Source organism: Achromobacter ruhlandii, from assembly GCF_902859695.1.
Classification (GTDB): domain Bacteria; phylum Pseudomonadota; class Gammaproteobacteria; order Burkholderiales; family Burkholderiaceae_B; genus Achromobacter; species Achromobacter ruhlandii.
Genome location: NZ_CADIJL010000020.1, coordinates 47,524 through 65,958, shown reverse-complemented (window position 1 = coordinate 65,958; position 18,435 = coordinate 47,524). Strand labels below are relative to the sequence as shown.

The 18,435-nt window shown below is 67.9% G+C and carries 15 protein-coding genes and 1 tRNA gene; 8 read left to right on the top strand and 8 right to left on the bottom strand.

The window, feature by feature from the left end:
* Positions 1-110: 110 nt before the first annotated feature.
* The 3 genes from mgtE to HV742_RS21505 all read right to left on the bottom strand — a co-directional run bounded on the left by mgtE (position 111) and on the right by HV742_RS21505 (position 3,190).
* Positions 111-1,580, bottom strand: coding sequence for a magnesium transporter (gene mgtE, locus HV742_RS21515; protein ID WP_175146317.1), 1,470 nt, complete (start codon positions 1,578-1,580; stop codon positions 111-113).
* Between the two features lie 10 nt (positions 1,581-1,590).
* A complete protein-coding gene (locus HV742_RS21510) occupies positions 1,591-2,001 on the bottom strand; it encodes an acyl-CoA thioesterase (protein ID WP_049071416.1) in 411 nt (136 codons plus the stop codon).
* A 103-nt stretch (positions 2,002-2,104) separates the two neighbouring features.
* Positions 2,105-3,190 carry a YeiH family protein gene (locus HV742_RS21505; RefSeq protein ID WP_254601208.1) on the bottom strand — a complete coding sequence of 362 codons (1,086 nt, stop codon included), beginning with the start codon at positions 3,188-3,190 and terminating at the stop codon, positions 2,105-2,107.
* Positions 3,191-3,320: 130 nt separating this feature from the next.
* Here HV742_RS21505 and HV742_RS21500 point away from each other — a divergent pair, with 130 nt between their 5' ends.
* Positions 3,321-4,220, top strand: coding sequence for a LysR family transcriptional regulator (locus HV742_RS21500; protein ID WP_049071420.1), 900 nt, complete (start codon positions 3,321-3,323; stop codon positions 4,218-4,220).
* 7 nt (positions 4,221-4,227) lie between these two features.
* On the opposite strand, the gene HV742_RS21495 is transcribed toward HV742_RS21500, so the two are convergent.
* Complete coding sequence (locus HV742_RS21495; RefSeq protein WP_049071422.1) at positions 4,228-5,424, bottom strand: M20 aminoacylase family protein; 1,197 nt, start codon at positions 5,422-5,424, stop codon at positions 4,228-4,230.
* A gap of 76 nt (positions 5,425-5,500) precedes the next feature.
* Between HV742_RS21495 and HV742_RS21490 the strand changes: the two genes are divergently transcribed.
* On the top strand, positions 5,501-7,201 hold the full coding sequence (locus HV742_RS21490; RefSeq protein ID WP_059269331.1) for an AMP-binding protein: 1,701 nt from the start codon (positions 5,501-5,503) through the stop codon (positions 7,199-7,201).
* A gap of 21 nt (positions 7,202-7,222) precedes the next feature.
* Here HV742_RS21490 and HV742_RS21485 read toward each other — a convergent pair whose 3' ends face one another.
* Positions 7,223-8,098, bottom strand: a complete 876-nt coding sequence (locus HV742_RS21485) for an inositol monophosphatase family protein (protein WP_054419242.1) — start codon at positions 8,096-8,098, stop codon at positions 7,223-7,225.
* 155 nt (positions 8,099-8,253) lie between these two features.
* Between HV742_RS21485 and mnmC the strand changes: the two genes are divergently transcribed.
* From mnmC to HV742_RS21455, 6 genes are all read left to right on the top strand, one after another.
* Positions 8,254-10,125: a bifunctional tRNA (5-methylaminomethyl-2-thiouridine)(34)-methyltransferase MnmC2/FAD-dependent 5-carboxymethylaminomethyl-2-thiouridine(34) oxidoreductase MnmC1 gene (gene mnmC, locus HV742_RS21480; RefSeq protein ID WP_175146316.1), complete on the top strand. Its 1,872-nt coding sequence runs from the start codon at positions 8,254-8,256 to the stop codon at positions 10,123-10,125.
* A 270-nt stretch (positions 10,126-10,395) separates the two neighbouring features.
* Complete coding sequence (locus HV742_RS21475; RefSeq protein WP_175146315.1) at positions 10,396-12,621, top strand: glycoside hydrolase family 31 protein; 2,226 nt, start codon at positions 10,396-10,398, stop codon at positions 12,619-12,621.
* Between the two features lie 172 nt (positions 12,622-12,793).
* On the top strand, positions 12,794-13,882 hold the full coding sequence (locus HV742_RS21470; protein WP_049071432.1) for a methionine ABC transporter ATP-binding protein: 1,089 nt from the start codon (positions 12,794-12,796) through the stop codon (positions 13,880-13,882).
* Positions 13,839-14,492: a methionine ABC transporter permease gene (locus HV742_RS21465; RefSeq protein ID WP_175146314.1), complete on the top strand. Its 654-nt coding sequence runs from the start codon at positions 13,839-13,841 to the stop codon at positions 14,490-14,492. The genes HV742_RS21470 and HV742_RS21465 overlap by 44 nt, the downstream gene beginning before the upstream one ends.
* A 49-nt stretch (positions 14,493-14,541) precedes the next feature.
* Positions 14,542-15,339 carry a MetQ/NlpA family ABC transporter substrate-binding protein gene (locus tag HV742_RS21460; RefSeq protein ID WP_049071433.1) on the top strand — a complete coding sequence of 266 codons (798 nt, stop codon included), beginning with the start codon at positions 14,542-14,544 and terminating at the stop codon, positions 15,337-15,339.
* A gap of 194 nt (positions 15,340-15,533) precedes the next feature.
* Positions 15,534-15,609, top strand: a tRNA-Lys gene (locus HV742_RS21455).
* Positions 15,610-15,750: 141 nt separating this feature from the next.
* On the opposite strand, the gene HV742_RS21450 is transcribed toward HV742_RS21455, so the two are convergent.
* The 3 genes from HV742_RS21450 to HV742_RS21440 form a co-directional block, all read right to left on the bottom strand.
* Positions 15,751-16,182, bottom strand: a complete 432-nt coding sequence (locus HV742_RS21450) for a RidA family protein (protein WP_049071442.1) — start codon at positions 16,180-16,182, stop codon at positions 15,751-15,753.
* 109 nt (positions 16,183-16,291) lie between these two features.
* The gene (locus HV742_RS21445) at positions 16,292-16,579 is read right to left on the bottom strand and encodes a hypothetical protein (RefSeq protein ID WP_054501887.1); all 288 of its coding nucleotides are present in this window, start codon (positions 16,577-16,579) and stop codon (positions 16,292-16,294) included.
* 114 nt (positions 16,580-16,693) lie between these two features.
* Complete coding sequence (locus tag HV742_RS21440; protein WP_175146313.1) at positions 16,694-18,310, bottom strand: methyl-accepting chemotaxis protein; 1,617 nt, start codon at positions 18,308-18,310, stop codon at positions 16,694-16,696.
* Positions 18,311-18,435 lie beyond the last annotated feature (125 nt).

Sequence of the window (18,435 nt, the reverse complement as noted above, 5' to 3'; positions counted from 1 at the left end):
CAACTCCGTTACTGTAACGGAGCCGCCGCCATCTTGACTGTCATGCCGCTGTCAAAAAGCCGCCCTGGATATACGGTGAAACAATCCTGTGCAAGTCCGTTGTGGACGCGCTACAGCAGGAAAATGGTGGCCAGGCCCAGGAAGATGAAAAAGCCGAGCGAGTCGGTGGCAAAGGTCAGCAGCACCGACGACCCCATGGCGGGGTCCTTGCCGAAGCGGGCCCGCACCATCGGCACCAGCACGCCGACCGAGGCCCCGACCAGCATGTTGCAGACCATCGCCGCCATCATCACCAGCGCGATCGAGATCGAATGCGAGATGGCCCAGGCGAACAGGGCCGCGACCAGGCTGCCGCACAGCCCCACCATCAGGGTCACGAACAGTTCGCGCTTGACCAGCTGCCACAGGTTGCGGCCGGTGATGCGGCCCATGGCCAGCGCGCGGATGATCAGCGTCATGGTCTGGTTGCCCGAGTTGCCGCCGATGCCGGCGACGATGGACATCAGGAACGCCAGGATCACGATCTGGCTGACCGTGCCCTCGAATTGCGAGGCCACGAACGACGCCGTGGCGGCGGTACAGAGGTTGAACAGCAGCCAGGGCGCGCGGTTGCGCAGCGCCCTGGCTGGCGCGAAGATGTCCTCTTCCTGCAGGCCGGCGCGTGACAGGGCCTGTTCCTGCGAGTCTTCGCGCATCACGTCGACCACGTCGGCGATGGTGACGCGGCCGATCAGGCGGCCCTGGTCGTCCATCACGGGCGCGGACACCAGGTCGTAGCGTTCGAAGGCGCCGGCCGCGTCGGCGTCGGAGTCGAGCGGATTGAGCGTCAGGAAATCCGAGTTCATGACCGCGCGCACTTCGGTCTCGGGTTCGCTGACCAGCAGGCGCGACAGCGGCAGGATGCCCTGCAGCTTGTCCTGGCGGTCGACCACGAAGATCTGGTCGGTGTGGTCGGGCAGTTCGTGCAGGCGTCGCAGGTAGCGCAGCACCACTTCGAGCGTGACGTCCTCGCGCACCCGGACCATTTCGAAGTCCATGATGGCGCCGACGCTGTCTTCCGGATAGCCCATGGCTTCCAGCAGTTGCGCGCGCTCTTCCTCGGTCAGGCCTTTCTGGACCTCGGCCACCACGTCCGGCGGCAGGTCGGGCGCCAGGTCCGCCAGTTCGTCGGCGTCCATGTTGCCGGTGGCGGCCACCAGGTCCTGGCGGTCCATCGCTTCGATCAGCGATTCGCGCACCCAGTCTTCGACCTCTAGCAGCACGTCGGCGTCGTGCTCGGGGCTGACCAGCTTCCAGATCGTCTGGCGTTCATCCTTGGGCAACGATTCGAGGATGAAGGCGATGTCCGCGGGATGCAGGCCGTCCAGCAGGGTCTTGAGCTCGGCCTCGTGCTGGCGGTGCACCAGGTCTTCGACCAGGTTGGCCTTGGCGTCGCCTTCTTCCTGGCGATGCACCAGGTCGGCGACCAGTTGCTGGCGGCGCAGGCGTTCCTGGACTTCGGCCAGGGCGTGCTGCGCGTCTTCCGGGTCGAGGCGGCGGGGCGTCGCGGGCGGTTTCTGCGCGGCGGCGGACTGCGTCATGCGTTACGACTCAAAGAATGGGAAGGGGGCGGCTGCGACGGGCTTCGTCGGTGGCCACGTAGGTCAGCGTGGCTTCGGTGACCTTGACGACTTCGGCGTCCAGGCGCTGGCGTTCCGCGTAGACCTCGACCGAGACGGTGATGGAGGTCTTGCCGGTCTTGACGATGGCCGCGTAGAAGCTGAGCAGGTCGCCCACGAACACGGGCTGCTTGAACTGGAAGGCGTTGACGGCGACCGTGGCGACGCGGCCGGCCGCGCGGCGGGCGGCGGGAATCGAGCCGGCGATGTCGACCTGGGACATGATCCAGCCGCCGAAAACGTCCCCGTGGATGTTGGCGTCCGCCGGCATCGGCATGACGCGCAATACGGCGTCGCGATTGGCGGGCAAGGTCGTGAAGGGAGTTTTGGTGCTGGAGGTCATGCGGCCGGCTCCAATGCAAGGCAACCAGCCGATTATGCAGGAAAAACGGGGCGCCGGCGCGGGCCGGCGCCCCGTCGGCGCGCTTTATCGAAGCGGGCGCGGATCAGGACGCCAGCTTGACGATGCCGTAGCCGCCGACCAGCAGCCAGGCGTACAGGATCAGGCCCAGCGCCATCACGCGCGGACCGGCCTTGCGGATATTGGCGAAGCGGGTCTCGATGCCCAGCGCGGTCATGGCCATGGTCAGGGCGAAGACGTCCAGGCGGCGGATGGCGGCGATCACGTCGGCGGGGATGATGTTGAGCGAGTTGACGATGGCCAGGACCAGGAAGCCGACCGCGAACCAGGGAATCGGCAGCTTGGCGCCCTTGGCGTTGCCGCCGGCATGGCTGGCGGCGCTGCGCAGGTACAGGCCGAGGATGAGCAGCACCGGCACCAGCAGCGCGACGCGGGTCATCTTGACGATGGTGGCGACTTCCGTGGTGGCGGGGTCGATGTTGCTGGCCGCGCCGACCACCTGCGCCACTTCGTGGATGGTGCCGCCGATGTAGATACCCAGCGACTGGGTGTCGAACGGCAGCCAGCCGGCGTGATACAGCACCGGGTACAGGAACATCGACAGCGTGCCGAACAGCACCACGGTAGCCACCGCCACGGCGCTCTTGTGCGGTTGCGCCCGCAGGGTCGGTTCGAAGGCCAGCACGGCGGCGGCGCCACAGATGGCGCTGCCGGCGGCGGTCAGCATGGCGGTGTCGCGGTCCAGCCCGAGCAGGCGCTGGCCCACCCAGGTGCCGATCAGCAGCGTGCCCACCACGACCGCCACCGAGACCGCCAGGCCCGGCAGGCCGACGGCGGCGATCTGTTGGATGCTGATGTTCAGGCCGTAGAAGGCCACGGCGATGCGCAGCAGGCGGCGCGCGGTGAAGTTGACGCCCACGCCCCAGTCGACCGGCATGGTGCCGCGCAGGAAGTTGCCGTACAGCATGCCGCAGACGATACCGACCACCAGCGGCGAAAAGCCGAGCTGGCGGATGGCGGGCAGGTCCGCCAGCTGCATGACCGCGGCCGACATGAGGCCGACGAACAGCACGCCGTTGAGCTTGTCGCGCCAGGGCGTGGCCGCGGCGGCCGTGGCGGGCGGCGCGGCGGGGGCGGCATGTTGGGGGACGGTGGTGCTGGCGGTGCTCATGGCGGGCCTTTGTGCATATCTAAATAACCAGACGAAATATTAGTTTCGCGACAATTATTTGGAAAATTTTCATTTTTGATATGAAATATCGGAAATTCTGATAATACGGTTGCCGCCGGCCGGACCGCCCATGACCCCCGATCAATTGCTCACCTTCGCCACGGTGGCCGATGCCGGCAACATCAGCCGCGCGGCCCAGCAACTGCACCTGTCACAGCCGGCCGTGTCGGGCCAGCTGCGGGCCTTGCAGGAATGGTTCGGGGAACCGCTATACCGTCGCAGCGGCCACGGCATTGCGCTGACCGAGGCCGGCGAGCGCCTGGCCGAACAGGCGCGCCAGCTGCGCCAGGTGTATCGCCAGGCGCAGGCGGTGCGCGAGTCCTGGCGCGGCCTGGAAACCGGCGTGCTGCGGCTGGGGGCCAGCACCACGCCCGCGAGCTACCTGCTTCCTGCGCTGGTGGCCGACTTCCGCCAGGCGTTTCCGGCGGTCAGCCTGCACTTGTCCGATGGCAATACCCGCGAGATCGTCGAGCGCCTGCCGGCGTTGGACCTGGCCTTCATCGAGGGCGACGTGCCGGCGGGCCTGCCCGCCGATACCGCGGTGCACGCGTGGCGGCAGGACGAGGTGGTGGCGATCGTGCGGGCCGATCACGCGCTGGCCGGCAAGGGCGCGGTGACGCTGCGCGACCTGGCGCTGTCGGCGCTGGTGATGCGCGAGCCCGGTTCAGGCGTGCGGCGGCTGGTGGAGCGGGCGTTTGCCGATGCCGGCCTGGCGCCGTCGATCGGTCTGGAACTGGCCGGGGTGGAGGGCGTGAAGCAGGCGGTGCGCGCCGGACTCGGCGTGGGCTTCGTGTCGGCCATGTCGATGCGGCACGAGGACGGCGCGCTGGCGGCGTTGCGGCTGTTGCCGCGGCCGCTGACGCGCACACTGAGCATCCTGGTGCCGCACGCGGACGCCGCCGCCCGCGCCGCCCAGCGCTTCCTGGCGATGTGCCAGGCGGTGCGGACGGGGCAGGGGGGCGGTTTCTAGCGGGGCGTCAGGGCTTGGCCAGGCGCTTGAGCGCCAGCTGTACCCAGTAGGTGCCGCCCAGCGGCAGCAGGTCGTCGTTGAAGTCGTAGCTGCCGTTGTGCAGCATGCACGGGCCCAGGCCATGGCCGGCGGCGCGGTGATCGCCGACGCCGTTGCCGATCCAGACGTAGCAGCCGGGCAATTCCTGCAGCATGAAGGCGAAGTCCTCGGCGCCCATGGTGGGCTGCACGTGGTCGTTGACCTTGTCGTCGCCGACGATGTCGCGCATGACGTCGGCACAGAAAGCCGCTTCTTCCGGATGGTTGATGGTGGGCGGGTAGTTGCGCTGGAAGGTGAACTCCACCTCGCAGTCCATGGCGGCGCAGGTGTGGCGCGCGATCTCTTCCATACGCCGTTCGATCAGGTCCAGCACTTCCAGCGTGAAGGTGCGCACCGTGCCGCGCAGTTCGGCATGGTTGGGCACCACGTTGTCGGCGCTGCCGGCGTGGATCTGCGTGATGCTGAGCACCGCGGCGTCAAGCGGATTGCGGTTGCGCGTGATGATGGTCTGCAGCGATTGCGCCAGCTGCACCGCCGCCATCACCGGGTCGATGCCCAGGTTGGGCATGCCGGCATGGGTGCCCTTGCCCTTGACCACGATGGAGAATTCGTTGCTGGACGCCATGATGGGGCCGGCGGTCACGCCGAACTGGCCGGGCGCCATGCCGGGCCAATTGTGCATGCCGAACACCGCTTCCATCGGGAAGCGGGTGAACAGGCCGTCGTCGATCATGCGCTTGGCGCCGCCGCCGCCTTCCTCGGCCGGCTGGAAGATCACATAGACCGTGCCGGCGAAGTCGCGGTGCTGCGACAGGTAGCGGGCGGCGGCCAGCAGCATGGCGGTATGGCCGTCGTGGCCGCAGGCGTGCATCTTGCCGGCGTGCTTGCTGGCGTGGGCGAAGGTGTTGGCTTCCTGCATGGGCAGGGCGTCCATGTCGGCGCGCAGGCCGACGGCGCGCTCGCCGGGCCGGTCGCCGCGGATGATGCCGACCACGCCGGTGCCGCCCAGGCCGCGATGGATTTCAATGCCCCATTCTTCGAGCTTGGCCGCGACCACGTCGGCGGTGCGGAATTCCTCGAACGCCAATTCGGGATGCGCGTGGATGTCGCGCCGGATCTGGGAGATATCGTCGCGCCAGGCAACGATGGGATCGAGCAGTTTCATGGGAAGAATCAGGCGGAATTTGGGAACGCAACAAGGTTATCATCAATCAAAAATCAATTTAATGGAGACAAACACCATGACCCGTCCGTGGCTTGCCCATTACCCGCAAGGGGTTCCCGCCGACATCTCCATCGACGGCTACACATCGCTGACCGACCTGCTGGACCGGGCCTGCAAGCAGTTCGCGGGGCGCGTCGCCTGCACCGCCATGGGCAGTGACATCACCTATGCGCAGCTGGACGCGCACGCGCGCGGGTTCGCCGGCTGGCTGCAAAGCCTGGATCTGCCGAAGGGCTCGCGGGTGGCGCTGATGATGCCCAACGTGCCCGCCTACCTGGTGGCCCTGCTGGGCACCCTGCGGGCCGGCCATGCGGTGGTCAATGTCAACCCGCTGTACACCGCCGAGGAATTGCAGCGGCAGTTGCTGGACAGCGGCGCGGCGGTCATCGTGATCCTCGAGAATTTCGCCCACACCCTGCAGAGCGTGTCCGACCGGGGCCAGCTCAGGCACATCGTGGTGACCGGGCCGGGCGACCTGCTGGGCGGCCTGAAGGCGCCGCTGGTGAACCTGGCGGCCCGCTATGTCAAGAAACTGGTGCCCGCCTGGCAGCTCGATGGCGCGCTGATGCTGCCGAAGGTGCTGGCCAAGGGGGCCGGCCTGCCGTTCACCGCGCCGGCGATCTCGATGGACGACCTGGCGGTGCTGCAATACACCGGCGGGACCACCGGCGTGCCCAAGGGGGCGATGCTGACGCATCGCAACCTGACCTCCAATGTGAAGCAGATGGAGGCGGTGGCGGCGCCGGCCCTGCGCGACATGACGGATCGGCAGATCACCGTGCTGAGCGCCTTGCCGCTTTATCACGTGTTCGCCATGACGGTCTGCGGCCTGTACGGCATGTACGCGGGCATGCGCAACGTGCTGATCATCAATCCGCGCGACCAGCCTTCGTTGATCAATGCCTGGCGCAAGGTGCCCATCAACGTGTTTCCCGGCGTCAATACGCTGTTCAACGCGCTGGTGCACAACGAGGATTTCGCCAGGCTCGATTTTTCCGGGCTGCGGCTGGCCCTGGGCGGCGGCATGGCGGTGCAGCAGGCGGTGGCCGAGCGCTGGCTGAAGATCACGGGCAAGCCCCTGATCGAAGGCTATGGCTTGTCGGAAACGTCGCCGGTGGCCACGGTCAATCCGTGCGATGCCACGGCGTATTCCGGTTCCATCGGCCTGCCGCTGCCGTCCACCTACGTCGCCATCCTCGACGACGCCGGCAACGAGGTGCCGCTGGGCGAGCGCGGCGAAGTCAGCATCCGCGGGCCGCAGGTCATGGCCGGCTATTGGCAGAAGCCCGAGGAAACGCGTCACGTGATGACGGCGGACGGCTATTTCCGCACTGGCGATATCGGCATCATGGACGACAAGGGCTACACGCGCATCGTCGACCGCAAGAAGGACATGATCACCGTGTCCGGCTTCAAGGTCTATCCGAACGAGGTGGAGGCGGCGGTGTCGCAGATGCCGGGCGTGCTGGAGTGCGCGGCCATCGGGGTGCCGGACGAGCACTCGGGCGAGGCGGTCAAGGTGTTCGTGGTGAAGAAGGATTCCGCGCTGACCGAGGCCCAGGTGCAGCAGTGGTGCAAGGACAAGCTGACCGGCTACAAGCGGCCGCGCTATGTGGAGTTCCGTGACGAACTGCCCAAGAGCAATGTCGGCAAGATCCTGCGGCGTGAATTGCGGCCGGACGCCGAGGCCGCCGCGCCGCAAGGCCAGCCGGCCTGAGGCTGCGGCGCGGCCGGGCGTTCAGCCCGGCTGGTCCAGGTGCGGCGCGATCATCTCGTGCAGGGCGCGTTCGATGTCCGGGTTGCCGGCCACCACGCGTCCGCCGATGGGCCAGGAATCCTGCCGGTGCATGTCGCTGCAGGCGCCGCCCGCCTCGCGCACGATCAGCGTGCCGGCGGCCACGTCCCAGGGCGCCAGGCCCATTTCCCAATAGCCGTCATAGCGGCCGCAGGCGGTCCAGGCCAGGTCGAGCGCGGCCGCGCCCATGCGCCGCACGCCGCGCGCGCGGTTGATGGCGTCGTGCAGCATCGGCATGTACTGACTGGCGAAGGAGAAGTCGCGGAACGGAAAGCCGGTGGCCAGCACCGAGTCTTCGAGCGTGCGGGTGCGCGAGCAGGTGATGCGGCGGCCATTGAGCCAGGCGCCCAGGCCATACACCGCGGTGAAGAGTTCTTCGCGGCTGGGGTCGTAGACCACGCCCGCCACCGGCATGTCCCGCGCCAGGCGCTCGTTGGCGGAGATGGCGGTGCCGGCGTGGGCGATCAGCGCGATCGACACCGCATAGTGCGGGATGTCGTGCAGGAAATTGGTGGTGCCGTCCAGCGGATCGATGTACCAGGTGGCCGCGCCCTGCGCCTGACCGCCGGTTTCCTCGGCGACGATGCCGAATTTCGGCGTGCGCGCCTGCAGTTCGTCGATGATGGCGGCTTCGGCCTCGCGGTCGGCCTGCGACACCAGATCGTTGCGCGCCTTGCGATCGATCACCAGATCGGCGCGGTGATGCGCGTAGGATTGCAGGATGGCCGCGCCGGCATGGGCGGCCGTGACCGCGGCATCCAGCGCCGCGCACAGGTCGATGGGCGAGGTCAGCGAGCGGGGCGGGTCATAGGTTTCCATGAAATCAGTGTAAGCCCAGGTATGCGTCAAAGCCGTTGCGGCGGGGCAAAAGCCGCGCCGCGCGTGGCGCGCATCCAACGCAGGCCGGCCGCGCCGTTCGATAATCCCGCTTTGCCGATATTCCCGAAATTTCCCTGAAGCGCCCGGTTTTCCCCATGTCTTCCTCCTATGTGCCCCTGACCCCCGCCGTTGCCGACGTCGACGCGCAAGGCCGGCTCTACAGCCCGGCGTATGGCGACGTCTATCACTCGCCCTCGGGAGCCCTGGGCCAGGCGGAACACGTGTTCCTGCGCGGCAACGGCCTGCCGGAACGCTGGCGCGGCCGCGACGCGTTCACGGTCTGCGAGACCGGCTTCGGCCTGGGCCTGAATTTCCTGGCGGTCTGGCGCGCGTGGCGCGACGATCCGCGGCGCGCGCGCCGCCTGCACGTGCTGTCACTGGAAGCGCACCCGTTCAGCCGCGAGGATCTGGCGGCGCTGCTGGCGCGCCATGCGCCCGAGGCGTTGGCGCCCCTGGCGACGCAACTGGCGGCGCAGTGGCCGTCCTTGCTGCCGGGCCTGCACCGGCTTGAATTCGAGGGCGGCGCGGTGACGCTGACGCTTGGATTCGGCGACGCGCAGGCGCTGGCGCCGCGCTTGTCGGCGCGGGTGGACGCGTACTTCCTGGATGGCTTCGCGCCCGAACGCAACCCGCGCATGTGGGAGGCGCCATTGCTCAAGGAGCTGGCGCGGCTGGCCGCGCCGGGCGCCACATTGGCCACCTGGGCCTGCACCGGCGAGTTGCGGCGGGCCTTGCAGGAAGCGGGGTTCGAGGCGCGGCGCGCGCCGGGCTATGGGGGCAAATGGCATATGACGGTGGCCACGGCGATGCCGGGCGCGGCCGCCGCGCCAGCCGCGCAGGACGAGCGAGTCCGTCACGCGCTGGTGGTGGGGGCGGGGTTGGCCGGCGCCGGCATCGCGCAAGCGCTGGCCCTGCGCGGCTGGGGGGTGACGGTGCTGGATGCGGGACTGGCGCGCGGCGCGCCTGCCCATGCCGGTCATGTCGCGGCGGCGCTGACGCCGGTGCTGGCGCGCGACGACAACGCGCGCGCGCGCCTGTCGCGCGCCGGCAGTGGCCGCGCCCTGGCGCGCTGGGCCGGACTACCGGGCGGCGCGGCGCCGAGGGTGTGTGGCACGGTGCAGCTGGATCGCGATGCGGGCCGCGCGGCGGCCTTGGCGGACACCTTGGCGACCCTGGCGTTTCCCGCCGATTGGGTGCGCGCGGTGAGCCGCGACGAGGCCAGCGCGCTGGCGGGCCTGCCGTTGGCGCGCGGCGGCGTGTTTTTCGGCCAGGGCATGTTGGTGCAGCCGAGCGAATTGATTCCCGCCTTGCTGGCGACCGCCGGCGTGCGGGTGGCGCCGGGCTGCGTGGCGCGGCTGGCGCGCGACGTCGGGGGCTGGCGCGCGCTGGATGCGACGGGAGCGACGCTGGGACAGGCCGCCCATGTGATCCTCGCCAATGCCTTCGGCGCGCGGCAGGTGCTGGCCGCCAGCGACCTGCTGGCGCCGTTGCCGCGCGTGGCGCAGATGCATGCGCTGGCGGGCGAGGTCACGCTGCTGCCGGCGGCCGCGCTGGGTGGCGGTCCGCGCTGCGTGGTGGGGGGCGAAGGCTACCTGCTGCCGGACACGGGCAGCGGCTGCGTGGCGGGCAGCACCTATGTGCATGGCGCCACCGAGGCGCGCATCGGCGCCGAAGGCCAGCGCGTCACCCTGGACAAGGCCGCGGGCCTGCTGGGCGACGGCTTGGCCGCGTTGCATGACCTGGCGCCCGGTAGCCTGCCGGGTTGGGCGGGGTGGCGGGCGGTGTTGCCGGGGCGCCTGCCGGCCGTGGGCGAACTGGCCCATGCGCCGGGCCTGTGGCTGGCCGCTGGCTATGCTTCGCGCGGGTTGTCCTGGTCGGCCTTGATGGGAGATCTGATCGCGTCCCGCCTTTGCGGCGAACCGTCACCTCTTGAAACCGATCTGTCCCAACTGATTGCGCCGCGCTGAAAAAACTTCCGGGGCGCGCGGAGGGCTGAAATGGGGTGGCGTAGAATGACGGCAAATGCCAGGATTTGGCGCCAAATGGGCCCGCGTTGGGGCAGGCATGGCGTTGCGGCGGCGCGCCGGCGATGAGCCGGATACGGGCCGGCCGGGGGCTTTGTGACCCTTTTTTTGGACGATATCGCCATCCAAAAGAGGGACCGAGTTTATTTCAAAGCTCAAATCCGTCAAAATAGCGTCTTTTGATGGTTTTTGGCTTAAGCCGGGGGATGCTCTGTGCCGCCCAAGTTCGACTTTGCCCATACTACCCAGCTCGACACCATCGAGCTGCTGACGTCCCGCCCCAGTCGCATCGATTTCGACGCGGGCGATGGGTTGCACCTGGTAGTCGAGGCGCATGCGCCTGGTGTGTTTCGCCTGCGCTGCGGCGAGGCGAACCACCTTACCGATGACAAGCCCGGCGCGCGCGCGCGCGCCGTGGCCGAGATGTTGCTCGCGCGCCAGGAGGCGGTGGGCGAGGCCGCCATCGCCCCGCGCGAAGGCGGGGACGGTTGGCGCATCACCCAGGGCGACGTGGCCCTGGAAGTCCAATCCAATCCCGTCCGCTTCGCGCTCTACCGCAATGAAGAGCGGGTGTTCGAGTCCGAGGTTTCCGCGCACACGCCCGCATTCGGGCACAACGCGCTGGACCAGGCCGACGACGCGGTCTGGTCCGCCGGCTTCACGCTGCTGCCGGACGAGCGCGTCTACGGCCTGGGCGAGACCCCGGGCGACCTGAACCGCCGCGAGGAATCCGTCGTCTCCGACGACCCCGAACATCGCGCCTTGCCGCTGGCATGGAGTCCGCGCGGCTGGGGCCTGTACGTCAACACGATGCGCCGGGTACAGCACTCGGTCGGCGTGGCGCCGGCCGATTCGGCCTATGTCGTCAGCGTCGACGACGTGGTGCTGGATGTGTTCCTGTTCGCCGGCGAGCCCGCCGAAATCCTGAACCAGTACACCGCGCTGACCGGCCGTGCCGGCCAGCCGGTGCTGTGGGCCATGGGCGCCTGGCTGCAGCAGGCCAGCGGCGAAATGCCGACGCAGACCGTGGCGCTGCTGGGCCGCATGCGCGAGAACCAGATTCCGGTCGACGCCGTGACCCTGGCGCAGCCGGCGGCCTGGGGCTTCCAGGCCGACAAGACCGTGTTCGAATGGGACGCCCAGCGCTTCCCCGACGCCAAGCAGATGCTGGCGCTGTTCCACAAGCACAACGTGCACGTGGCGGCGTCCGGCTTCCCCGGCGTCATCAAGACCAGCCCGCTGTTCGAGGAACTCGAGGATCGCGGCTGGCTGCTGACGCGCGAAGACGGTTCCGCGCAGGTGTTCGACGGCATCGCCGCCACCTCCGGCCAGCCTTATGGCCTGCTGGACCTGACCTATCGCGACATCTACAACCTGTGGGTCGAGCGCCATCGCCAACTGGTCGAAGACGGCCTGGACGCGCCGGCCTGCGACGCCCAGATCGCCATTCCCGACGGTGTCTCGGCCCGCAATGGCGAAACCGGCCCGGCGCTGCGCAGCATGTATCCGCTGCTGGTGCGCCGCGCGCTGTTCGACGCCGTCGCCGGCCTGAAAGTGCCGCCCGAGGGCGTGGTGCCCAGCACCGACCTGTTCCCGGCCGCCCAACGCCTGCCTTGGCAAGTGGGCCCGCAGGTCGACAACACCTGGGAAGGCCTGCGCCATACCCTGCGCACCGCGCTGTCGATCGGCGCCTCGGGCCTGCCGGTCCAGGTGCACGGCATCGGCACCGCGTCGCGCGGCACGGCCGACATGACGCCCGAGCTGTACCTGCGCTGGCTGACCGCCGGCGTGTTCTCGGCCAATTTCTCGTTCCAGGGCGTGAACGGCCTGCTGCCGTGGGACTTCGGCGACGAGACCCTGGCGCACGTCAAGACCTGGATGCAGTGGCGTTATCGCCTGGTGCCTTACGTGCTGGGCGCCATCGAGGACGCCGCCCGCACCGGCCTGCCGGTGCAGCGTTCCATGGCGCTGTCGTTCCCGAACGATCCGCATGCCCACGAATGGGATCTGCAATACCTGCTGGGCCCGGCCCTGCTGGTGGCGCCGATCACCGCGCCGGGCAAGCAGGTGCGGGTGTACCTGCCCAAGGGCGAGGCCTGGTGGGACCTGAACACCGGCCACCGCTACGAAGGCGGCACCACCTGGACCATCGATTGCGAGCTGGGCCAGTTCCCGGTGTTTGGCCGGGAAGGGCACATGCTCTGTCTCGGCCCGGCGGCGCAGCACACGGGCGAATTCAATTCGGCGCGCATCCTGGACGAAGTCTGGATGTTCGGCATGCCGGTGCACAACCCGGTGGTCATGCGCAACAAGATCCGCGTCATGCAGATGCAGGGCTCCAGCTACATCAAGGGGCTGGAAGGCCTGCGCATTTCGCCGTCCGAGGGCCTGGAGGTCAAGCGCCGCGGCGCGGAAGTCCGTATTTCGCGCGCTCGCTGAGCCAGGCGCGGCCGGTTCGCCGGCCACCCATGCAAAAGGGCAGTCAGGAAGGCTTTCCTTCCCGACTGCCCTTTACGTCTTTGCGCGGATGCATCTTATATTACTGATAGTTATTAAAAATGGAAAAAACGGTCGTTCTCTTTAGAAGAGAAAAGATACAAAATCGCTTGCCATGATTCAGATCGAGAACCTATCCAAGACCTACGCCACGCCGCACGGCCAGTTCCAGGCGCTGCGTGGCATCAACCTGCACATCCAGCAGGGCGAGGTCTTCGGCATCATCGGCCCCAGCGGGGCCGGTAAAAGCACGCTGGTCCAGTGCATCAACCTGCTGGAGCGTCCCAACGAAGGCTCCATCGCCATCGGCGGCCAGGCCCTGACCGGACTGAGCGAGGCGCAACTGCGCGCGCAGCGCCGCCGCATCGGCATGGTGTTCCAGGGCTTCAACCTGCTGTCGCGCCGCACGGTGTACGGCAATGTGGCGCTGCCGCTGGAAATCGCCGGCGTCGCCAAGAGCGAGATTCCGGCCCGCGTCGAACGCCTGCTGGCCCTGGTGGGCCTGGAGCACCTGCGCGACCGTTATCCCAGCCAGATCAGCGGCGGCCAGAAGCAGCGCGTCGGCATCGCGCGCGCCCTGGCCAACAATCCGGACGTGCTGCTCAGCGACGAGGCCACGTCCGCGCTCGATCCCGAGACTACCCACAACATCCTGGCACTGCTGCGCGACATCAACCGCAAGACCGGCGTGACCGTGGTCATGATCACGCACCAGATGGAAGTGGTGCGCGAGGTCTGCGACCGCGTGGCCGTGCTGTCGCAGGGCGAAGTGGTCGAGATGGGCAGCACCCGCGAAGTGTTCGCCCAGCCGCGCCACGAAGTGACCCGCGCCATGGTGTCGGCCGCGACCGCGTCGGACCTGACCGACGCCACGCTGGCCGCCGTCAAGCAGCGCATCGAGACGCTGGCCGCCGCCAAGCCGGGCCAGGCCGTGCGCCTGCTGCGCCTGTCGCTGACCGGCACCGACGCGTCGGGTTCGTTCCTGTCCGACCTGTCGACGCAGTATTCGCTGGACGTGGGCCTGGTGCAGGCGCGCGTCGAAGACATCCAGGGCGTGGCCGTCGGCACGATGTTCGTGCTGGCCCAAGGCGCGCCCGCCGCGGTCAAGGACGCCATCGCCGCGTTGACCGCCCGTGACATCACCGTTGAAGAAATCGCTCATGAGCCCGCAACTGATCGACCTGCTTATTACGTCGCTGCTTGACACCCTGCTGATGGTGGGCGTGGCCAGCGCCATCGCGGTGCTGGTCGGCATTCCGCTGGGCGTGATCCTGACGGTCACCGCGCGCGGCAACATGCTGGAGAACCAGGCCGTCAACCACGCGCTGGGCGCGGTCATCAACGCCACCCGCTCGGTGCCGTTCGTGATCCTGATGGTCGCCATCATTCCGTTCACGCGCCTGGTGGCGCAGACCTCGATCGGCACCACCGCCGCCATCGTGCCGCTGTCGGTGGCCGCGATTCCGTTCATGGCGCGCATCGCCGAGAACGCGATGCGTGAAGTCGATCCGGGCCTGGTCACCGCCGCGCGCGCCATGGGCGCCTCGCCGATGCAGATCATCATGAAGGTGCTGCTGCCCGAGGCGCTGCCCGGCCTGATCGCCGCCACCATCGTCACCGTGGTCAGCCTGATCGGCTATTCGGCCATGGCCGGCGCCATCGGCGGCGGCGGCCTGGGCGACCTGGCGATCCGCTACGGCTACCAGCGCTTCCAGTCCGACGTGATGGCCGCCGTGGTCATCGTGCTGATCGTGCTGGTGCAGCTGATCCAGAGCCTGGGCGACCGCTACGTGCGCCGCATCTCGCATCGTTGATCACACCGAACATTCTTCTCCTCCTTCCGACATCCGGGAAATTCGCAACATGAGCATCAAGGTTTTGAAGTCGCTGGCCGCGTTCGCCCTCGGCGCCGCCGTATTCGCCCAGCCGGCGCTGGCCCAGGACAAGCCGCTGAAGGTTGGCGTCACCGCCGGCCCGCACGCCCAGATCTTCGACGTGGTCAAGCAGGAAGCCGCCAAGCAGGGCCTGAACATCCAGGTGATCGAGTTCACCGACTACGTGCAGCCCAACGTCGCGCTGGCCTCGGGCGACCTGGATCTGAACAGCTACCAGCACCAGCCGTACCTGGACAACGCCAACGCCGACCGCGGCTACAAGCTGGTCAGCATCGCCAAGACCGTGATCTTCCCGATCGGCATCTACAGCAAGAAGATCAAGTCGCTGTCCGAGCTGAAGGAAGGCGCCCGCATCGCGCTGCCGAACGACCCGACCAACGGCGGCCGCGCCCTGTTGCTGCTGCAGGCCAATGGCCTCATCAAGCTGCGTCCGGAAGCCGGCCTGAAGGCCACCCCGATCGACGTCATCGAGAACCCGAAGAAGCTGCGCTTCATCGAACTGGACGCCGCCCAGCTGCCGCGTTCGCTGGACGACACCGACGCCTCCGCCGTGAACACCAACTTCGCGCTGGAAGCGGGCCTGAACCCGGCCACCGACGCCATCGCCCAGGAATCGCCCAACTCGCCGTACGCCAACGTGCTGGTGGTGCGTGAAAAGGACAAGGACCGTCCCGAGTTCGCCAAGCTGGTCAGCATCTATCACAGCCCGGCCGTGAAGCAGTTCATCGAGACCAAGTTCAAGGGCGCGGTGGTGGCTGCCTGGTAATCGAGCCGCGGTTTCCGCCCAGGAAGAGACGGCCGCGCAAGCGGCCGTTTTTTATGCGACTCGTTAAGGACTCGACCGAGAGTGAGCGCTGGCGCGCCTGGCGGGAGAGGCCCGGATGTTGCGGCATTGAAGCGGACCCCGTCTCTATTTTTTGACAAGGTCTGCGAAATCAGCCATAATCTCTGGCTTCGGTCGGGCTGATAGCTCAGTCGGTAGAGCAGCGGACTTTTAATCCGTTGGTCGCGAGTTCGAGTCTCGCTCAGCCCACCACTCATTTCTGGTTCAGCGTTTGCTGGATCAACCGATGTGCAGATGTGCAAAAAAGCCCCTGGTTGCAAAACCAGGGGCTTTTTGTTTGAGGTGGCGTACCCGGGGGGACCCAGCCCGGATACGTTCGAATTCGTGGCTGAATCAAAGCGGCAGCAGCGCCGTCGCTTCGATTTCCACCAGCATTCCGTCCAATGCCAGCCGCGGCACCGGGATCAGGGTGCAGGCGGGCGCCAGGTGGATGCCCCAGCGCGACTTGATCTCGTTGGAGAACAGCGCCAGGCGTTCCTGGCTGTGGTCGACCACCAGTACGGTCAACTTGGCGACATCGAACAGGGTGGCGCCGGCCGCCTGCAGGGCGGTCTGGACGTTGTCCAGCGCCTGGCGCACCTGGGCCAGGAAGTCGGGTGAAAGCTCGCCCCGGGCGTTTTCGCCGCCCTGGCCGGCGGCGAACACCAGCCGGGCGGGCGTGTCGGCCACGGCGACGTGCGAGTAGCCGTTGGGACGGGGGTCGTACAGGCCGGGCGGGTTGATGAAGGCAAGCGAGGACAGGGCGGGGGTGATGCGGGACGACATGCGAAGGCTCCGTGGACAAGCGTATTGACGAAGCCCCAGTATCGAACCTCAACCGTGGTTGAGGTCAAGGCGGCGGCCGCCGCCATCACTGGTCGGCCGGGCCGACGGATCAGGACAGGGTGCGCGGCGGCATCGCGGACAGGTCGGCCAGGCTCAGGCCGCAGCCCCGGGCGCGCTCGGCCAGGGTGGCGCTTTGTTCCAGCGCCCGCTTGCTTTCCAGCAGCAGCACGTCGAGCTGTTCGTCCAGCGATGACGCCATGGCCCAGGCCCGCTCGGTGAATTCGACGGAGAAGGCGTCGACACAGGCCTTGCAGATGGCCGTGCCGTTCCGTTCCAGCAGCGGGGCGCCTTGCGCCAGCGTCGAGAGGCAAAAATGACAGGCGAGGGCGCGGCTCATGCGGGGGGCTCGTGGTCGGGGGGAAGGCCGGCCGCAGGGGAGCGGGGCCTGACCTTCTGGACAACGGCCGATCGGGCGCAGTCTTAAATCGGCGCGCCCGCGTCATTGGCCCTTTCAGTTCACGTAGGCCGGCCGCAGCGGCGCGGCGATGGCCTGCGGCGTGACGTCGATCACCGTCCCGGCCGGCAGCTTGAAGAATGCGGCGGTGGCCGCCAGGCGCTTGGCCTGTTCCTCCAGTGACGAGGCCGCCGCCGCCGCTTCCTCGACCAAGGCGGCGTTCTGCTGGGTGACGTCGTCCATCTGGGTCACGGCGCCGTTGATCTGGTCGATGCCGACGGACTGCTCGGTCGAGGCTTCGGTGATTTCCGCCATGATCTGGGTGACGCGCTGCACCGACGCCACGATTTCCTGCATGGTGTCGCCGGCGGCGCGGACCTGTTCGGCGCCGCTTTCGACGTTGCTGGAGGACTGTTCGATCAGGTCCTTCACTTCGCGGGCGGCCTGGGCGCTGCGCTGGGCCAGCGTGCGCACCTCGCCGGCGACCACCGCGAAGCCCTTGCCCTGCTCGCCGGCGCGGGCGGCCTCGACCGCCGCGTTCAGGGCCAGGATGTTGGTCTGGAAGGCAATGCCGTCGATCACCGAGACGATCTCCGAGATGCGGCGCGAACTTTCCGAGATGCGGGTCATGGTCTGGACCACCTGGCCGACCACCTCGCCGCCCCGCAGGGCGATGCTGCGGCTCTCGGCCGCCAGGGTGTTGGCCTGGTGCGCGTGTTCGGTGTTCTGCTTGACGGCGGTGGCCAGTTCTTCCATGGATGCGGCGGTCTCTTCGAGCGAGGCGGCCTGTTCCTCGGTGCGCGCCGACAGGTTGGTGTTGCCCGAGGCGATTTCGGCCGCGCCGGTGTTGATCTCGGTGACGCTGCGGCGCACTTCGCTGACGGTGCGGGTCAGGCTCTCCTGCATGCGCTTGAGCGCCGTGAACAGCACGCCGATCTCATTGTTGGAATTGACCGTGACGCGCTGGGTCAGGTCGCCGGAGGCGATGCGGTCGAAATGCACCGCGGCGTCCCTGAGCGGTTGCAGCACCTGGCGGCCGATGAAGCGCCAGCAGCCCAGCGCCAGCGCGGCGGCCAGCGCCAGCATGATGATCGTGGACAGCTCGGCCCGTTCGTAGCGCAGGTCGGATGCGGAATTGATCGCGGCGCTGCGGCGCTCGGTGTGCGCCAGGAAGGCGGCCACGCGTTCGGCGAAGCGGGCGTCGGCGCCGCGGGTCTCGACCACGGCGGCGGCATAGCCGTCGGCGGATTGTTTCTGCAGCGCCTGCTCCAGCGCCTCGATGCTGCGCACATAGGCGGTGAAGACGGCGTCCAGCTCGCTGGCCAGCTTCAGGCCGGCCTCGGTGCTCTTGGGCACGCTCTGGTAGATGGCGAAGTGCTTGCGCGCTTCCCGCAGGTGCTGGTTGGCCTGGTCGATGCTGCCCTGGGATTGGCTGCCCTTGCCGGACACGATGTCCAGGTAGGCGGCCACCAGGGTCAGGCGGCTGCGCAGCAGCAGCGTCTGCGTCTCGTACAGCGGCCGGGTCTGTTCGGCGGCGACCGCGTTCAGGTCGTCCACCGCGATGTCGGCGTCCCTGGCATACAGCCAGCCCATGCCGGTGGCGGTTGCCAGCGCCAGGACGAAGATGGCCAGGACTGCCAGCAGGCCGGTGCGGATCTTCAGGTTCTTCAACATGGTGGGAGCTCCTGTGTGTGTCTTGGGGCGACCCGTCAAAGCGTGGTCTCGGAAAATCCGCTTGACTGTAAATTTAGATTACATATTTAACAATTGATCATTTTTCACCGGGGCATTCTGGTTTT